This window comes from Pseudomonas sp. S2_C11 (assembly GCF_054668395.1).
Genome location: NZ_CP162765.1, coordinates 1,550,952 through 1,567,835, shown reverse-complemented (window position 1 = coordinate 1,567,835; position 16,884 = coordinate 1,550,952). Strand labels below are relative to the sequence as shown.

Here is a 16,884-nt window from a genome sequence, read left to right as displayed (position 1 = left end):
ATAGCATGACTAGTGACATGTAGGAGCTGCCGAAGGCTGCGATCTTTTGATCTTGCTTCTAAAAATCAAGATCAAGATGAAGATCAAAAGATCGCAGCCTTCGGCAGCTCCTACGGTCAATACGAAAACAACAACAAAAAGGAAGGTCAACCATGCTTCAATCCCGTCACCTGCTCTCCGGCCTCGGACTGTCCCTGATGATCGCTACCCTTTCCGCCAACGCGGCGGGCCTGACCGCCGAACACAAAGCCTTCGGCAAAACCAATGACGGCACGCCCGTCGAACAATACATCCTGCGCAACAGCCACGGCATGCAGGCCACCGTGATCACCTACGGCGCGACCCTGCAAGCGCTGAAAGTCGCCGACAAGCACGGCAAGTTCGACGACATCGTGTTGGGCTTTGACGATGTGCAGGGCTATCAGAAAGGCACCGCGTACTTCGGCGCGACCATCGGCCGCTTCGGCAATCGCCTGGCCGAAGGTGCTTTCGAACTCGACGGCAAGCGTTATCAAGTGCCGCAGAACGACAAATCCAACGCCCTGCACGGCGGCCCTGAAGGTTTCGACAAGAAAGTCTGGAAGGCCAAGGAAACCAAGGACAAGGATTCGGTGGGCGTAACCCTGACCTACCTGTCGGCAGACGGCGAGATGGGCTTCCCGGGCAATCTGACCACCGAAGTCACCTATCGCCTGACCGACAACAACGAGCTGCGCATCGACTACAAGGCCAGCACCGACAAGCCGACCGTGCTCAACCTGACCAACCATAGCTACTTCAACCTGGCCGGCGCCGGTAATGGCGATATTCTCAAGCAAGTCGCCATGATCAACTCCAGCCATTACACGCCAGTCACCGCCAAACTGATCCCGACCGGGGAGCTGGCGGCTGTCGCCGGCACGCCGATGGACTTCAGCAAACCGACGGCAATCGGCACGCACATCAAGGCTGATCATCCGCAGCTGAAATTCGCCGAGCCGAAACAGGGCGGCTTCGATTTCAACTGGGCGCTGGACACCAAGGGCGATGTCAGCAAGCTCGCCACCGAAGTCAGCGATCCGCAATCCGGACGGGTCCTGCAACTGTTCACCAGCGAGCCGGGCGTGCAGTTCTACACCAGCAACTTCCTCGACGGCACGGTCAAGGGCAAGGGCGGCAAGGTCTATCCACACTGGGGCGCATTCACCCTCGAGACCCAGCACTATCCGGATTCGCCGAACCAGCCAGACTTCCCGAGCACGCGGCTTGATCCGGGGCAGACTTACGCCCACAGCGTGATCCTGAAGTTCTCCACCAAGTAACCTGCCATGCTCCCCCTGTGGCGAGGGGATTCATCCCCGTTGGGATGCGAAGCAGCCCCAAAAACCTGCAATAGAACGCTGTCTGATACAGCGCGAGTTGCAGGATCGGGGCTGCTTCGCAGCCCAGCGGGGATAAATCCCCTCGCCACGATTGACCGGTTTCATCCTTGACTCCTCCTTCCTTCCGGGAACCCTTGCTCTATCCTGCTGCCCACTAAAGATATCGACTCTTTAAGGCAGGAGGTTTGGATGCGTACTCTTGAATTGGCCGGCGTACAGGTTCCCGTGATTGGTCAGGGCACCTGGCGCATGGGCGAGGATCGTTCGGCGCACAGCCGTGAAGTGGCGGCGCTGCGCACGGGCATCGAGCTCGGCATGACCCTGATCGACACCGCCGAGATGTACGCCGAGGGCGGTGCCGAAACGGTGGTCGGCGAAGCCATCGCCGGTCTGCGCGATCAAGTCTTTCTGGTCAGCAAGGTCTACCCGCACAACGCCAGCCGCGAGGGCATCCCGCAAGCCTGCGAGCGCAGTTTGCGTCGGCTCGGTACCGACTACATCGATCTGTATCTGCTGCACTGGCGCGGTCAGTATCCGCTGGAGGAAACCGTCGAAGCCTTCGAACGCCTGCGCGAGGACGGCAAGATCGGCCGTTGGGGCGTGTCGAATTTCGATGTCGATGACCTCGAAGAACTGTGCAGCTCGGCCTGCGCCACCAATCAGGTGCTGTACAACCTCGAAGAGCGCGGTATCGAATTCGATTTGCTGCCGTGGTGCCAGCATCAGCGCCTGCCGCTGATGGCGTACTGTCCGATCGGCCAGGGCGGCGCGATGCTCGCCGAGCCGGTTCTGCAAGACATTGCCAGCCGTTACAACGCCACCCCGGCGCAGGTTTCGCTGGCGTGGCTCCTGCGTCAGGACGGCGTGATTGCGATTCCCAAGGCTGTGCGCCCGGAGCATGTGCAACTCAATGCCGAGGCGGCCCAGTTGCAACTGGACGCCGGGGATCTGGCGGCGCTGGACAAGGTGTTTCCGGCGCCACAACGCAAGCAGCGCCTGGCCATGGTCTGAGCTGCCGACTGTGAGGGCTTCGCGATGAGAAGCACAGATCTGCACGACCCGTACAACCTGCAACGTTTTGTCCAGGCACAGGACCCGGTGTTCGACCGGGTCCAGCGTGAACTTGAAACTGGCCGCAAGCGCAGCCACTGGATGTGGTTCGTCTTCCCGCAATTCGCCGGGTTGGGCGGCAGCGAGATGGCCCGGCGCTTTGCCATTGGTTCAGCCGAGGAAGCCCAGGCGTATCTGGCCCAGGAGCTGCTCGGGGCGCGGCTGCGCACTTGCACGCAACTGGTGCTGAATGTGCCGCAGCGCTCGATTGCAGACATTTTCGGCCATCCCGATGACCTGAAATTTCATTCTTCGATGACTTTGTTCGCCCAGTTCAGCGCCGAGGACAGCCTGTTCCATCAGGCACTGGAGCGCTACTTCCACGGTATTCTCGATGAATGGACGCTGCAATTGCTCGACTCAAAACAGGCCCAGTTGCCCACCGATCAGGGTTGAGAAGTCGTCGTCGACAAACGGCAGAATCGCATCCGCCACTGGTTGCAGCTGCCGAGTGATGTAGTGGTCGTAGTCGATAGCGGCGCGGCGCACCTCCAGCGGCTCCGGGCCGGCCAGGGTGATGAGGTAGCTGATCCAGCCGCCGTTCTGATATTGCCGTGGCCGGCCATGCTCGGCGTTGTATTCGTCGGCCAGCCGCGCCGCGCGGACGTGCGGCGGCACGTTGCGTTCATAATCGTCGAGGGTGCGGCGCAGGCGCTTGCGGTAGATCAGCCGATCGTCGAACTCGCCGGCGAGGGTCTTGCCCACGTAGTCGCGCACGTAATCCTGATACGGCTTGCGCAGGAAAATCCGCTCATAGAGTTCCTGCTGAAATTGCCGGGCCAGCAGCGACCAGTCGGTGCGCACGGTTTCCAGGCCCTTGTAGACCATTTCCTCGCTGCCATCGGCGCGGGTGACCAGACCGGCGTAGCGCTTCTTGCTGCCCTCCTCGGCGCCGCGAATGGTCGGCATCAGGAAGCGCTTGTAGTGAATCTCGAACTGCAATTCCAGCGCGCTTTCCAGCCCGTGTTCCTCGCGCACATGCGCGCGCCACCAACCGTTGACGTGCTTGACCAGCGCATGGCCGATCTGCGCTGCTTCTTCCTGGCCGTGCAGACTGCGCAGCCAGACGAAGGTTGAATCGGTGTCGCCGTAAATGACCGCGTGGCCCTGTTCTTCGATCAACTGGCGGGTGCGCAGCATGATTTCGTGGCCGCGCAAAGTGATCGACGAGGCGAGCCGGGTATCGAAAAAACGGCAACCACTGGAGCCGAGCACGCCGTAGAAGGCGTTCATGATGATCTTTAACGCTTGGGACAGCGGCGCGTTGTGTTCGCGCTTGGCGGTTTCGCGCCCTTCGGCCACCCGCGCCACGATGGACGGCAGGCAATGGCGGGTGCGCGAGAAGCGTGCGCCACGAAAACCCGCTACCGAGTCAGCGTCGTCCGGGTGTTGCAGGCCCTCGATCAAGCCCACCGGGTCGATCAGAAAGGTGCGAATGATCGACGGGTAGAGGCTTTTGTAATCGAGGACCAACACCGACTCGTACAGACCCGGCCGTGAATCCATAACGAAACCGCCGGGGCTGGCCTGGGGTGGATTGGTGCCCAGATTGGGTGCAACGAAGCCCTGGCGGTGCATCAACGGCATGTACAAATGGGTGAACGCGGCGACCGAACCGCCGCTGCGGTCGGCCGGCAAACCGGTAACGCTGGCGCGCTCAAGCAGGAACGTCAGCAGTTCGGTCTTGGCGAAGATCCGCGTGACCAGTTCGCAGTCCTTGAGGTTGTATTTGGCCAGAGCAGGCTTGTCCTCGGCGAACATGCGGTTGATCTCGTCCATGCGCTGGTATGGGTTGTTGATCGCCTTGCCTTCGCCGAGCAGGGTCTGCGCGACGTTTTCCAGGCTGAACGAAGGAAAACTCCAGGTCGCCGAACGCAACGACTCGATGCCATCGATGATCAGCCGCCCCGCTGCCGAGGCGAAGTAGTGATTGCGGCTGCCGTGCTCGCGCCACTGCATTTCTTCGCCGCCACGACCGATCTTCAGCGGTACGCCGAGACGCCGTGCGTGTTCGTGAAGGATGCGCAGGTCGAACTGCACAACGTTCCAGCCAATGATCGCGTCAGGGTCGTGGCGGGCGAACCAGTCGTTGAGCTTCTTCAGAATGAGCGTGCGCGAATCGCAGTATTCAAGGTCGAAATCGACAATGCTGGCATCGCCATTCGGCGCGCCGAGCATGTACACCTGGCGCTCGCCACAGCCTTCCAGCGCGATGGAATACAGCTCGCCGTTTTCGGTGGTCTCGATGTCGAGTGAGACCAAGCGCAGTTTCGGCCGGTAAATGGGGTCGGGTTTCAGTTGGGCGTTGATCAGCACGCCGTCAGCATCAGGCGTGCCGCCGAACAGCACCGGCGCGGTGATGAAGCGCTCCATCAGATAGCGTTCCGGGGGGCGCACGTCGGCTTCAAAGACGTCGACGCCGGCGCGGTTGAGCGCGGTTTCGAGGCGCATCAACTGGCCGTGCTGCTGGCAATACAGACCGAGCACCGGACGATGCTGAAAATCCAGCAGCGCCAACGGTCGCAGTTCCACATTCTTTTCATCGTGCAGCAGACGCTCGGCCGCTTCCCGCTGGGCGGCGGGAATAAACGCCACCGATGGCTGATGCGCCAGACGCACACGGCGCGGCCCGGCGTCCGTTGCCAGCCAGAACTCGACTTCGGTGCCGGCCGGCGTATCGCGCCAATGCCGGGTCAGGACGAAGCCCTGCTGTAAATCCACCACTGCGACCTCAACGTTTCAATCAGAACGCCATTCTACGCAGCATTTGTGGCGAGGGATTTATCTGTGGCGAGGGGATTTATCCCCGCTGGCCGCGAAGCGGCCCCGCCTTTAATGAAAGGGCCTGCTGCGCAGACCTGCAGGGCTAAATCCCCTAGCCACATGCTTCATTCACCGATACAAAGATGTTTTTTCCGGCAAATGGCGTTTTTTGCACGCTAACTGCCGCTTTGCCACCTTGCTCTGCGCGGCTGCGTCTACGATGCTTGATGAACAACGACAACACCTGAGTAACCGCCATGAAGACCGTCGCCCAACTGCTCAAGCTCAAAGATCAGAAAAATCAGGAAGTGCACCAGATCAAACCCGATCACATGGTGCTCGAAGCGCTGATGAAGATGGCCGAGAAAAACGTCGGCGCCTTGCTGGTGGTCGAAGACGACAAAGTGGTCGGCATCATCAGCGAGCGCGATTACGCACGCAAACTGGTGCTGCACGGACGCTCTTCGGTGGGCACGCCAGTGCGCGACATCATGGTCAAGGACGTGATCACCGTGGATACCCGACAAACCGTCGACACCTGCCTTGGCATCATGTCGGACAAACGCCTGCGCCACTTGCCGGTGGTCGAGGACGGCCAGTTGATCGGCCTGTTGTCGATCGGCGACCTGGTGAAAGAGGCGATTGCGGAACAGGCCGAACTGATCAAACAGCTGGAGCAGTACATTCGCGGCGACTGAGCCCACCGCCGTGATCCCCTTGTGGGAGCGAGCCTGCTCGCGAATGCGCCAGGTCAGAGATGATCGTTCCCACGCTCTGCGTGGGAATGCAGCCCGGGACGCTCCGCGTCCCTCTAAAGCCGAACGCGGAGCGTCCGTTGAGGCATTCCCACGCAGAGCGTGGGAACGATCGCGCCTGTCAGGCCGGCCAATGCCGCTCGAACACCGGTGCCAGCACCGGGTGCCGGTCGATCCTTTGCAGCCATGCATAAAAGCCCGGGCGGGTCTGGCGCAGGTGTTCGCGGCTGCCGGCCCAGCGGCTCACCACGGCCGCCAGCACATCCAGTGCGCCGGGCGTTTCATCATCCAGATACAGCTCCCCGGAAAACTGATCGGCAAACACCTCCCAACTGAAGTGCAGGCGCTGGCGGGTGCCGGCGATCAGGTTTTGCCGTGCGCTCTCGTCGGGCGTGCTCAGCCAGCGCTCGGGGTAATCGATGATGCCGACCGCTGCGTAGCAATTGCTGACGATATAGGCGAGGCCGCGAATTGCCTGATCACGATCGGCAGCCTTGCTCGGCAGCAGGCCGGACTTGGGAAACGTCAGGCCCAAGTGAATAAGGATCGCCGCACTTTCGGTCATGGCGCTGCCGTCCGGCAGTTGCAGGGTCGGTATCTGTTTCAGCGGATTGAGTTTGCCCAGCGCCTCGTCGGCCTCGGCGCTGGCTTCGGTATCAATGAAGCGATAGGCGATCTGGCACAACTCCAGTGCCGCCTCGATGGCAGCCGCGCCGGAATTCTTGTGCCCGTAGAGCTGGTACATGTCCGTTCCCCCGATAAGGCCTTTGCACAGGGTAGATGGCTGGCTGGCCTGACGTAGAAAATTCTGCAAATGTGTCGTGATTGGCACGTTTTTCCCATGCACTGCCGACTTGCGAAATCAACCTTCGCCAATCAGCGCTGGCGGTGCCCATCCCGCACCAAGAGCATTCATCGAACGCTATCCGCGTTCTTGTAAGGTGCGACAGCGAACCAAAAGTTCGCCTGTCCGAGCTGGCAACAAGGAGTTCACCCGTGAATCTTCAAATGCTCCGCCGTACGACATACCCGACTTACTCGCAAATCCAGCCGCAAGTTCAGCCGAACCTATTCAGCCTGGCGCGCTTCTCCTTTATTACCTGAAACCCAATGCACACTTTGCGTGCCTGGCGATCGAGCGATCGCCGGGCGCCGAGTGTTATTTATTTTTTAAATACGGCAATTAATAAAAGTCACAACAACAAGATTGTCGAACAATGATTTGCCGCCATTGAAGTTGCACCAAAACCGCACGCCCGAATGTGATGCAGTTAACCAATACTCCAGAATCAAAATAAGGAACATGCCCTGTGAACCGCTGAATGACTGACCTGCACCAAATCGATTCGCTACGCACCGATAGGTGCTAAGCCTGATCACCGAGCAGCCGCTCTATCCCGTCGATTGGCGTGATACAGCGTTCCCTCTGACTCGCTCTGGAAAAAGCCCTTCTGCGAGGGCTTGAGGACCACTTCGCGCCGAATAAACAGCGGGCGAACTTGAAACTTATATAAATGCGACATGAGCAATACCGAAGATATGCGCTCAACCGGTTTCAGCAACATCTGGCACACCTGTTGCAAACTGTAACAAACCTGAGACAGCTCACGTCCCCACACAACAACTAGCCACGGAATGGATAATGAACAATCGATATAGATACTACTAAGCCATTAAGTTTGTTCGAGGCCATTTAAACAGATAGTCCAACTATCGGCTCGCGTACACCTTGAAGAAAGTTGCACCCACTCACTCGAACATCAGCCATATGTTCGGACGGCACCTTATTGCCCTTCATCTGACCCGAGGGAGCTTTAATGAACGATGCGGTAAAGCATAAAACCCTGCCGGGGCCGTTGCGGCAAGCACCGGTCCCGCCGGCAACGGGCAGGCCGGCGTTTACAGCCAATACGTCACGACCCGGCGGGTTGAACAAACCACAGATGCTTTTGCTGATCGCCGTGTCGGCGCTGATACACGGCGGCGCGTGGTGGTTCTTCCATCAGGCGCGGCCGGAGCCACTGCCGACGCCGCCGGAAATTCCGGAAATGACCGTCGAGCTGACCAGCCCGACGCCTCCGGCCCCACCGACACCGGAACCACCACCGCCGCCCCCGCCTCCACCGCCGCCGGAACCCGAGCAGCCGGTGGAAGACGAGGACGCGGTGAAGCCGCCGCCCAAACCGGTGGAGAAGCCCAAGCCAATCGAAAAACCAAAACCGGTCGAGAAACCCAAACCGGTGAAGAAAGTCGAGCCACCGAAAGCACCGCCAGCCCCGGCGCAACCTGCCGCACCTGCGGCGCCGACGACACCGAGCGCACCACCGGCACCCCCTGCTGCGCCCGCTCCGGTCAAGGAGTCGGCGGCGATTTCCGGCCTGGCCAGCCTTGGCAACCCGCCGCCGGAATACCCGTCGCTGGCGCTGCGCCGCAATTGGGAAGGCAGCGTGGTGCTGCGCATTCAGGTGCTGGCCAACGGCCGTGCCGGTGCGGTGACGGTGACCAAGTCCAGCGGCAAGGCGCAACTGGATGAGGCGGCCGTCGCGGCGGTGAAGAACTGGAAGTTCATTCCGGCCAAGCGCGGTGACACGCCGATCGACGGCTTCGCCACCCAGACCATCGATTTCAAATTGCCGCAATGACGGCGCAACCGACTCATTACTGATTAACGCAAGCGAGGTGTAGCCATGAACGATTCACTGTCTTCGATGATTGTCCCCGGTGTGCTCTGGGGTCTGGTGCTGTTTTCCGTGGTCAGTTGGGCGATCCTGCTGGTCAAGTCGGCCCAGTACCTGCGCCAGAAAGCGCAGAACAAACAGTTCGCCAAAGCCTTCTGGAGCGCGCCGGACCTGCTCACCGCCGCCGAACACGCCAGCCAGTATCCGGGCTCGCTGGCGCGCATCGCCAGCAGCGGTTTTGAAGCCCTGCTGGTGGAAGATTCGCCGCGTACCACGCAGCAACTGGCGCACACCATCAACCGTTCCGATCGCTTGGAACGCAACCTGCGCCAGCAGATCCAGAAGGAACGTCGCTCGCTGGAAAACGGCCAGGCGATCCTCGCCAGTATCGGCAGCACCGCGCCGTTCATTGGTTTGTTCGGCACCGTGTGGGGAATCATGGAAGCCCTGCAAAGCATCGGCGAAACCGGCTCGGCCAGCCTTGAGGCGGTCGCCGGGCCTATCGGCCACGCGCTGATCGCCACTGGCGTGGGCATCGCCGTCGCGGTGCCGGCGGTGCTGATCTACAACTTCTTCCTGCGTCGGCTGAAACTCGCCTCGGCGGACATGGACGACTTCGCCCACGACTTCGACGCCCTCGCCTCGCGCAGTGCGTTTTCCATCAGCCGCCAGGCCATCGCCAGCAAAAGCACCAACGCCGTGCGGGAGGCCAGCTGATGTCCTTTTCTACCCAAGACAGCGATGAAGTGCTCAGCGAAATGAACGTCACGCCGCTGGTCGACGTGATGCTCGTGCTGCTGGTGGTGTTCATTGTCACCGCGCCGCTGATGACCAACGCGATCAAGGTCAACCTGCCGAAAACCGACGCCGTCGCCCCTGCCGAAAAGAAAGACCCGGTGGTGGTCAGCGTCGATCAGGACGGCAAGTTCTATCTGGCCAAGACCGAACTGGCCCCGGAATCCCTCGAGGCCAGTCTCAAGGAGGTCAAGGCCAAGGACGCCGACGTGCGCGTGCAGTTGCAGGCCGACGCCGCCGTCAATTACGGCCAGGTGGCCAAGGCGATGGCATCGATCGAGCGCTCCGGCATCAGCAAGATTTCGGTGATGACCACCCACTGAGTGCGGTGCCGGATGGGTGTTGAAACACCCGCCCGGCGCCGCTGAAAGAAATCCCGTCGCACCCGGCCGACCGAAAAAACGCCCCGCGTCTTCGGAGGGGATCGGCTTGCTTGAAGAAAGTGGTTTTCCGCGCGCGGTATCACCGGAAGCGGAGCAATGAGCGGCTCACAAGGCCAATTCGATAACGTCTGAAAATCGGAAACAACCATGCTGATGAACACTCCACGCTTCACGCTCAAACCTTTGGTGGCAACGATGTCTCGCCACCGTTTTGTTCCGCTGTATCTGGTGGCCATGGGGATGGGCGCCGGAACCGTGCAAGCGGCCGAGGACGACAACAGTGCCACGCCGGCAGCTGCTGTCGTGGCGGCGCCGACCACGCAACTGCAACGGGTCGAAGTGACCGGTTCGGCGATTCGCCGGGTCGATGCGGAAACGGCGGTGCCGATCACCATCCTCAAGGCTGACGAGCTGCGCAAACAGGGCGTGACCACCACCGCCGAACTGGTGCAGCGCATCACCGGCAGCCAGTCGATCAACAACAGCGCCGGCTCTGTCGGCGCGGCAACGGGCGGTGCGTCGTTTGCCGACATGCGCGGCATCGGCGCGAACAAAACGCTGGTGCTGCTCAACGGTCGACGCCTGGCCAACAATGCCTTGTCCGGCACCAACTCCGCCGGCGGCGCGGTGGATCTGAACATGATCCCGTTCGCCGCCATCGAGCGCGTGGAAGTGCTGCGCGACGGCGCCTCGGCCCTGTACGGCACCGACGCCATCGGCGGTGTGATCAACTTCATCACCAAAAAATCTCTCACCGATGGCGCCCTGACCCTGGGCGGCGAAACGCCGACCCACAGCGGTGGCGGCGCGACCAAAGACATGAGCGCCAGTTGGGGCTACGGCGATCTGGAAGAAGACCGCTTCAACGTCCTCGGCGTGTTCAACTACAACAAGCAGCAGAACCTCGACGCCAACGACCGCTCCTTCGCCACCGACTATGCGCCCGGTCGCGGTCTCGATCAGACTTCCGGCACCGCGTTCCCCGGCAACTACAGCCAGAACGGCAACGCCACCAACCCGTTGGCCAACAGCAATTGCAACGGCCCCAACCTGATCGCCCGCGACGGCTTGTGCCGCTTCAGCACCCGTGAATACATCGATCTGGTGCCACAGACCGAGAAGACCTCGTTCTTCGGCAAGACCACTGCCAAGCTCGGCGATGATCACAACGCCAACCTTGAATATTTCTGGTCGCGCAACAACAACGCCGTCGCCGTCGGCCCGGCGCCACTGACTGGTCTGAGCCTGGATTCCTCGTCGCCGTACTACCCCGGCAACGGCATCACCCCGGCGCCGACCGATTTCGCCCTCGACCCGACGCAGCCGGTGGACGTCAACTGGCGCGAGACTGCCGCCGGCCCGCGTGAATCGAAAGACCAGAACACCAGCCAGCGCTTTCTGCTGAGCTTCGATGGTCTGGTTGGCGGCTGGGATTACAACGTCGGCGCCTCGTACAACCAGAACAAAATCGTCTCCAGCGTCACCAGTGGCTATGTCAGCGATCAGGCGATGATTGACGGCCTGGCCAGCGGTTTGCTCAACCCGTTCGGCCCGCAGACCGCTGCCGGCCAGCAGTACATCGATGCCGCCGCCTACCACGGCGCCTACTCCACAGCCGTGGGTCGCGTCGCCGGGTTCGATGGTCGCGTCAGCCGTGAAATCGGTGACTGGTTCGGCGCAGGTCCGTCCGGCCTGGCTCTGGGCGGCGAGTACCGCAAGGAGAAATTCCATCAGGACTTCGAGTCGTTCGCCGGCGACATCCAGAGCCTCGGCATCGACCCGGCCGGCAGCGTCGAGGGCGACCGCAGCGTCAAGGCCGCCTATGCCGAACTCAACGTGCCGGTGCTCGACAGCCTCGAACTGTCCGCCGCTGTGCGCCACGACAAATACAGCGACTTCGGCAGCACCACCAACCCGAAATATTCGTTCCGTTATCAGCCGATCAAAGAGCTGGTGGTGCGTGGTGCCTACAGCGAAGGTTTCCGCGCGCCATCGCTGTACGAGCTGTATTCGCCGCGCAGCATCACGTTCACTCAGGGTTACTACAACGACCCGGTGCTGTGTACCGGCGGTGTGGTGCAACCGGGCGGCAACGGCGGGCGCGATTGCGGTCAGCAATTCCTCAACCAGATTGGCGGCAACGAAGATCTGGCCCCGGAGAAGGCGCGCAACGTGACGTTGGGCTTCGTCTACCAGCCGATCAGCAACCTCTCGGTGGGTCTGGATTTCTGGTGGATTCACATCTCCAACCAGATCCAGCCGTTCCCGGAGTCCACCGTGTTCGATCAGGCTGGCTCCTACCCGGACCGCTTCGTGCGCAACGCCGACGGCACGCTCAACTACATCGTTACCGGCAACGCCAACCTCGGCGTCGTCGAAACCAATGGTGTCGATGTGTCGCTCGACTATCGCTTCCCGAACACGCCGTACGGTCAGTTCGGCCTCGGCCTGCAAGGCACCTATGTCGACGAGTACGACTTCCAGAGCACCATCAAAGGCCCGTTCACCGACAAGGTCGGCGACTTTCAGGGTGACGGCGTGATCGCGCGCTGGAAGCACAACCTCACCGGCAGCTGGAGCCTCGGTGCGGCGCGAGCAGCGCTGACCAACCGCTTCACCACCGGTTACAACGATTACGACCGCGAGACGCACGCGCGGGTGGCGTCGTATTCGGTGTGGGATCTGTCGGCCGGTTACACCTTCAACAAAGTGCTCGACGTTGATGCCGGAATGAAGAACGTTTTCGACCGCAACCCGCCGTTCTCCAACCAGGCCTACAACTTCCAGAGCGGCTATGACCCGCGCTACACCGACCCGCTGGGCCGGACATTGTTTGCGCGCATGACTTACCACTTCTAACCCGAGATAAAGCGCATCCCCCTGTGGGAGCGAGCCTTTGTGGTGAGGGGATTTATCCCCGATGGGGTGCGAAGCGCCCCCAAGACCTGCCGACGCGGAGCATCAGAAGTACCGCATGCATTGATCTTGCGACTGCTGCGCAGCCGATCGGGGATAAATCCCCTCGCCACAAAAGCTCGCCTCACATCGGGGCCGGGTTTCTTCAGGGATTTTCAGGGTGACTTCATGAGTTTTTTGCGCAACATGGCTGGCCTGCTGCTCGGCAGTGCGCTGCTGTGCTTCGGGGCGTCGGCGTTGGCCGCTGGCAGTCACGCGCTGACGGTGTACGGCGAAGCGCCGAAGTATCCGGCCGGCTTCAAGCATTTCGATTTTGTTAACCCCGACGCGCCCAAGGGCGGTTCGCTCAGCCGTGCATCGATGGAGATCGGTCAGTACAACTACATCACGCCGTATGCCGATCAGGGCATTTCGGTGGTGCAGGTCAACGATTGGGTCTACGCGCCGCTGGCGTTCCGATCGCTGGACGAGCCCTACACGGTTTACGCTCTGGTCGCGCAGCAGATCGAGCGCGATCCCGAAGGTTTGTGGGTGCGCTTCACCCTCAACCCCAAGGCACGCTTTGCCGACGGCACGCCGATCACCGCCGAAGACGTGCGCTACACCTTCAACCTGCTGATGACCAAGGGCAGCCTGAGTTACCGCCAGCAATACGCCGACGTGCAGGACGTGCTGGTCGAAAGTCCACGGCAGGTCCGTTTCACCTTCAAGAACAACCTCAATCGCACCCTCGCGCTGGATCTGGCGACGATGCGCGTGCTGCCCGAGCACTGGTGGAAAACCCGCGACTTCGCCAACGGCGGCGGCTTCGAGCCACCGCTGGGCAGCGGCCCGTACCGGGTGAGCAAGGTCGACGCCGGGCGCAGCATCAGTTTCCAGCGTGACCCGGACTGGTGGGGCAAGGACCTGCCGGTCAGTCGCGGCATGTACAACTTCGACAGCCTGACGGTGAATTTCTACGGCGACACCGACGTCGCCCGCCAGCTGTTGCAGGCCGGCGCGTTCGACTACAACCGTGAGTTCTCCTCCTCTGGTTACGTGGTCGGCTATGACAGCCCGGCACTGCGTGACGGCCGCTTGCAGCAGTCGATCCTCGCTCCGGACAAACCCACCGCTGCTCAGGGCTTCGTGTTCAACCTGCAGAACCCGTTCTTCAAGGATCGCCGCGTGCGTCAGGCGATCAGCCTGCTCTGGGATTTCGAGTGGACCAACAAACAGATGATGCGCGGCTTCTACGTGCGTCAGAACAGCTTCTGGCCCAAGAGTGAAATGGCCGCCAGCGCCCTGCCCGATGCCGAGGAATTGAAGATCCTCGAACCGCTGCGCGGCAAGGTCCCTGACGAGGTGTTCACCACGGTCTATGAAGCGCCGAAAACCGATGGCAGCGGCTACATCCGCGACAAGCAACTGCAAGCGCTGAAGCTGCTCGCCGAAGCCGGTTGGACGGCGAAAAACAATCGTCTGGTCAACGCCGCCGGCGAGCCGCTGGAATTCACCTTTCTCGATGGCCAGGGCGGCTTCGATCGCATGCTGCTGCCGTTCAAACGCACCCTCGCGCAGATCGGCATCACGCTCAATCTGCGCCGCATCGATTCGGCGCAATACATCAACCGTCTCAACGCCCGCGATTACGACATGATCGTCTGCGCTTTCCCGCGCAGTGGCGATCCGATCGTGTCCCCGGGCCGCGAGTTGTACAGCCTGTACGGCTCGCAAAGTGCCACGCAAGTCGGCAGCTCGAACGCGATGGTGCTGGCCGATCCGGCAATCGATCAACTGATTGACGGGCTGGTCCAGGCCAACAACCGCGAAGCCATGGTGCATTACGCCCGCGCCCTCGACCGGGTGCTGCAATGGGGTTACTACATGATTCCCAACTACTACTCCAAAGGCACGCCGACGGTGTATCAGAACCGCTTCGGCATACCCGCCGTGCAACCTTCGTATGACGAAGGTCTCAACACCTGGTGGGAAGTCTCGGCCAGGCCGCTGACGACTCAGCAAATGAGCGCTCAGCTTGCGGGAGGCCAGTGACATGCTGCGTTATCTGAGTCGCCGTTTGCTGCTGATCATCCCCACGCTGTTGTGCATTCTGGTGGTGAATTTTCTTATCGTGCAGGCCGCACCCGGTGGCCCGGTGGAACAAGCCATCGCTCGCCTGCAAGGCTTTGGCGGGCACAGCATGGGCGGTGGCGGCGAAGTCGCGGCGGTCGGCGGTGCCGGGCGCAGCAGCCGTGGGCTGGACCCGGCGCTGATCGAGGAAATCAAACACCATTACGGCTTCGACAAACCGCTGCACGAACGCCTGTGGCTGCTGCTGAAAAACTACGCACAACTGGATCTGGGCAACAGCTTCTTTCGCGGCGCCAAGGTCACCGACCTGATCGTGCAGAAGCTGCCGGTGTCGTTGTCGCTGGGCTTGTGGGCGACGCTGATCACCTACCTGATTTCGATTCCGCTGGGCATTCGCAAGGCGATCAGGAACGGCAGCGCCTTCGATGTCTGGAGCAGCACCGCGATCATCGTTGGCTATGCCATGCCAGCGTTTCTCTTCGCCATTCTGTTGATCGTGGTGTTCGCCGGGGGCAGCTACGTCAACTGGTTTCCGGTGCAGGGATTGGTGTCGGACAACTTCGACAGCCTCAGCACATTGGGCAAGGTCGGCGACTACCTCTGGCACCTCGTACTGCCGGTCACGGCGCTGGTGATCGGCGGCTTCGCCACGCTGACGATCCTGACCAAGAACAGCTTTCTCAACGAGATCAGCCGGCAGTACGTGATCACCGCACGAGCCAAGGGCCTGACCGAGCGGCGCGTGCTGTACGGCCACGTGTTTCGCAACGCCATGCTGCTGGTGGTGGCCGGCGTGCCGTCGGCGCTGATCGAAGTGTTTTTCGCCGGCTCCCTGCTGATCGAAACCATCTTCAACCTCGACGGCCTCGGGCGCATGAGCTACGAAGCGGCGGTGTCGCGTGACTATCCGGTGGTGTTCGGCGCGCTGTTTCTGTTCACCCTGTTCGGCCTGCTGATCAAGCTGATCGGCGACCTCTGCTACACCCTGCTCGACCCGCGCATCGATTTCTCGGCGAGGACTGCCTGATGTTCACACTGTCGCCTCTGGGCCAGCGCCGCGTCGCGCAATTCAAGGCCAACCGCCGTGGGCGCTGGTCGCTGTGGCTGTTTATCGGACTGTGCCTGATCTGCCTCGGTGGCGAGCTGATCGCCAATGACAAGCCGCTGGTGATCCGCTACCACGACGCCTTTTACTTTCCGATCCTCAGCGATTATCTGGAAACCGATTTCGGCGGCGAGTTGCCGTTCCAACCGGATTACGCCAGCAACTACGTACACAGACTGATCGAGGATCAGGGCGGCTGGATGCTGTTTCCGCCGATCCCGTTCAGTTACGACACGGTCAACTACGACCTCACCGAACCGGCGCCCAGCCCGCCGTCTTCGAGCAATTGGCTGGGCACCGATGATCAGGCTCGCGATGTTTTGGCGCGGGTGATTTTCGGCACACGGATTTCGATTCTGTTTGCGCTGATCCTCACCGCGATCAGCGCGTTGATCGGCATTCTCGCCGGGGCTTTACAGGGTTATTACGGCGGCTGGGTCGACTTGCTCGGGCAGCGCGTACTGGAAATCTGGTCGGGGTTGCCGGTGCTGTACCTGCTGATCATCCTGTCCGGCTTCGTCTCGCCGAGTTTCTGGTGGTTGCTGGGGATCATGGCGCTGTTTTCCTGGCTGGCGCTGGTCGACGTGGTGCGCGCCGAGTTCCTGCGGGGGCGCAATCTCGAATACGTGAAAGCCGCGCGCGCGCTGGGCCTGACTGACAACGAACTGATGTGCCGGCACATCCTGCCCAACGCCATGACCTCCACCCTCACCTACCTGCCATTCATTCTGACTGGTGCGATTGCGACGCTGACTGCGCTGGATTTTCTTGGCTTCGGCATGCCCGCCGGCACCGCGTCGCTGGGCGAGTTGATTGGCCAGGCCAAACGCAATCTGCAGGCACCGTGGCTGGGGCTGACGGCGTTTTTTGCCCTGGCGTTGATCCTGTCTTTGTTGGTTTTCATCGGTGAAGCGTGCCGAGATGCCTTTGATCCGAGGAGCTGAC

General features: G+C 61.2%; 13 protein-coding genes. 11 read left to right on the top strand and 2 right to left on the bottom strand.

Features of this window, described 5'->3' with window-relative positions; translation table 11 throughout:
* The first annotated feature begins 152 nt into the window (after positions 1-152).
* The 3 genes from AB4N48_RS07215 (at position 153) to AB4N48_RS07205 (ending at position 2,867) form a co-directional block, all read left to right on the top strand.
* Positions 153-1,301: an aldose epimerase family protein gene (locus AB4N48_RS07215; RefSeq protein WP_056788705.1), complete on the top strand. Its 1,149-nt coding sequence runs from the start codon at positions 153-155 to the stop codon at positions 1,299-1,301.
* 249 nt (positions 1,302-1,550) lie between these two features.
* A complete protein-coding gene (locus tag AB4N48_RS07210; RefSeq protein ID WP_460095043.1) occupies positions 1,551-2,372 on the top strand; it encodes an aldo/keto reductase in 822 nt (273 codons plus the stop codon).
* A gap of 24 nt (positions 2,373-2,396) precedes the next feature.
* Positions 2,397-2,867: a DUF1810 domain-containing protein gene (locus tag AB4N48_RS07205; protein WP_423662271.1), complete on the top strand. Its 471-nt coding sequence runs from the start codon at positions 2,397-2,399 to the stop codon at positions 2,865-2,867.
* Here AB4N48_RS07205 and AB4N48_RS07200 read toward each other — a convergent pair.
* Positions 2,832-5,192, bottom strand: coding sequence for a DNA polymerase II (locus AB4N48_RS07200; protein WP_460095041.1), 2,361 nt, complete (start codon positions 5,190-5,192; stop codon positions 2,832-2,834). The genes AB4N48_RS07205 and AB4N48_RS07200 overlap by 36 nt on opposite strands.
* A gap of 299 nt (positions 5,193-5,491) precedes the next feature.
* On the opposite strand from AB4N48_RS07200, the gene AB4N48_RS07195 reads away from it, so the two are divergent.
* Complete coding sequence (locus AB4N48_RS07195) at positions 5,492-5,932, top strand: CBS domain-containing protein (RefSeq protein ID WP_041477195.1); 441 nt, start codon at positions 5,492-5,494, stop codon at positions 5,930-5,932.
* 178 nt (positions 5,933-6,110) lie between these two features.
* Here AB4N48_RS07195 and AB4N48_RS07190 read toward each other — a convergent pair whose 3' ends face one another.
* Positions 6,111-6,734 carry a glutathione S-transferase N-terminal domain-containing protein gene (locus tag AB4N48_RS07190; protein WP_073471360.1) on the bottom strand — a complete coding sequence of 208 codons (624 nt, stop codon included), beginning with the start codon at positions 6,732-6,734 and terminating at the stop codon, positions 6,111-6,113.
* Between the two features lie 1,072 nt (positions 6,735-7,806).
* Here AB4N48_RS07190 and AB4N48_RS07185 point away from each other — a divergent pair.
* The 7 genes from AB4N48_RS07185 (at position 7,807) to AB4N48_RS07155 (ending at position 16,883) form a co-directional block, all read left to right on the top strand.
* The gene (locus AB4N48_RS07185; protein ID WP_460095039.1) at positions 7,807-8,631 is read left to right on the top strand and encodes an energy transducer TonB; all 825 of its coding nucleotides are present in this window, start codon (positions 7,807-7,809) and stop codon (positions 8,629-8,631) included.
* A gap of 45 nt (positions 8,632-8,676) precedes the next feature.
* On the top strand, positions 8,677-9,384 hold the full coding sequence (locus tag AB4N48_RS07180) for a MotA/TolQ/ExbB proton channel family protein (RefSeq protein WP_095182128.1): 708 nt from the start codon (positions 8,677-8,679) through the stop codon (positions 9,382-9,384).
* On the top strand, positions 9,384-9,785 hold the full coding sequence (locus AB4N48_RS07175; protein WP_041477201.1) for an ExbD/TolR family protein: 402 nt from the start codon (positions 9,384-9,386) through the stop codon (positions 9,783-9,785). The genes AB4N48_RS07180 and AB4N48_RS07175 overlap by 1 nt, the downstream gene beginning before the upstream one ends.
* A 207-nt stretch (positions 9,786-9,992) precedes the next feature.
* Positions 9,993-12,704, top strand: coding sequence for a TonB-dependent receptor (locus AB4N48_RS07170; RefSeq protein ID WP_191622350.1), 2,712 nt, complete (start codon positions 9,993-9,995; stop codon positions 12,702-12,704).
* A 225-nt stretch (positions 12,705-12,929) separates the two neighbouring features.
* Complete coding sequence (locus AB4N48_RS07165) at positions 12,930-14,795, top strand: extracellular solute-binding protein (RefSeq protein ID WP_258706957.1); 1,866 nt, start codon at positions 12,930-12,932, stop codon at positions 14,793-14,795.
* Between the two features lies 1 nt (position 14,796).
* The gene (locus tag AB4N48_RS07160) at positions 14,797-15,861 is read left to right on the top strand and encodes a microcin C ABC transporter permease YejB (protein WP_056788670.1); all 1,065 of its coding nucleotides are present in this window, start codon (positions 14,797-14,799) and stop codon (positions 15,859-15,861) included.
* Positions 15,861-16,883: an ABC transporter permease gene (locus AB4N48_RS07155; RefSeq protein WP_252886469.1), complete on the top strand. Its 1,023-nt coding sequence runs from the start codon at positions 15,861-15,863 to the stop codon at positions 16,881-16,883. Before AB4N48_RS07160 ends, AB4N48_RS07155 begins: the two co-directional genes overlap by 1 nt.
* The last annotated feature ends 1 nt before the right edge of the window (position 16,884 follow it).

Bases quoted from the DNA above. Each gene is read 5' to 3' on its own strand.
- AB4N48_RS07215 (WP_056788705.1), top strand. From the start codon at position 153: ATGCTTCAATCCCGTCACCTGCTCTCCGGCCTCGGACTGTCCCTGATG.
- AB4N48_RS07210 (WP_460095043.1), top strand. From the start codon at position 1,551: ATGCGTACTCTTGAATTGGCCGGCGTACAGGTTCCCGTGATTGGTCAG.
- AB4N48_RS07205 (WP_423662271.1), top strand. From the start codon at position 2,397: ATGAGAAGCACAGATCTGCACGACCCGTACAACCTGCAACGTTTTGTC.
- AB4N48_RS07195 (WP_041477195.1), top strand. From the start codon at position 5,492: ATGAAGACCGTCGCCCAACTGCTCAAGCTCAAAGATCAGAAAAATCAG.
- AB4N48_RS07190 (WP_073471360.1), bottom strand. From the start codon at position 6,734: ATGTACCAGCTCTACGGGCACAAGAATTCCGGCGCGGCTGCCATCGAG.
- AB4N48_RS07185 (WP_460095039.1), top strand. From the start codon at position 7,807: ATGAACGATGCGGTAAAGCATAAAACCCTGCCGGGGCCGTTGCGGCAA.
- AB4N48_RS07180 (WP_095182128.1), top strand. From the start codon at position 8,677: ATGAACGATTCACTGTCTTCGATGATTGTCCCCGGTGTGCTCTGGGGT.
- AB4N48_RS07175 (WP_041477201.1), top strand. From the start codon at position 9,384: ATGTCCTTTTCTACCCAAGACAGCGATGAAGTGCTCAGCGAAATGAAC.
- AB4N48_RS07170 (WP_191622350.1), top strand. From the start codon at position 9,993: ATGCTGATGAACACTCCACGCTTCACGCTCAAACCTTTGGTGGCAACG.
- AB4N48_RS07165 (WP_258706957.1), top strand. From the start codon at position 12,930: ATGAGTTTTTTGCGCAACATGGCTGGCCTGCTGCTCGGCAGTGCGCTG.
- AB4N48_RS07160 (WP_056788670.1), top strand. From the start codon at position 14,797: ATGCTGCGTTATCTGAGTCGCCGTTTGCTGCTGATCATCCCCACGCTG.
- AB4N48_RS07155 (WP_252886469.1), top strand. From the start codon at position 15,861: ATGTTCACACTGTCGCCTCTGGGCCAGCGCCGCGTCGCGCAATTCAAG.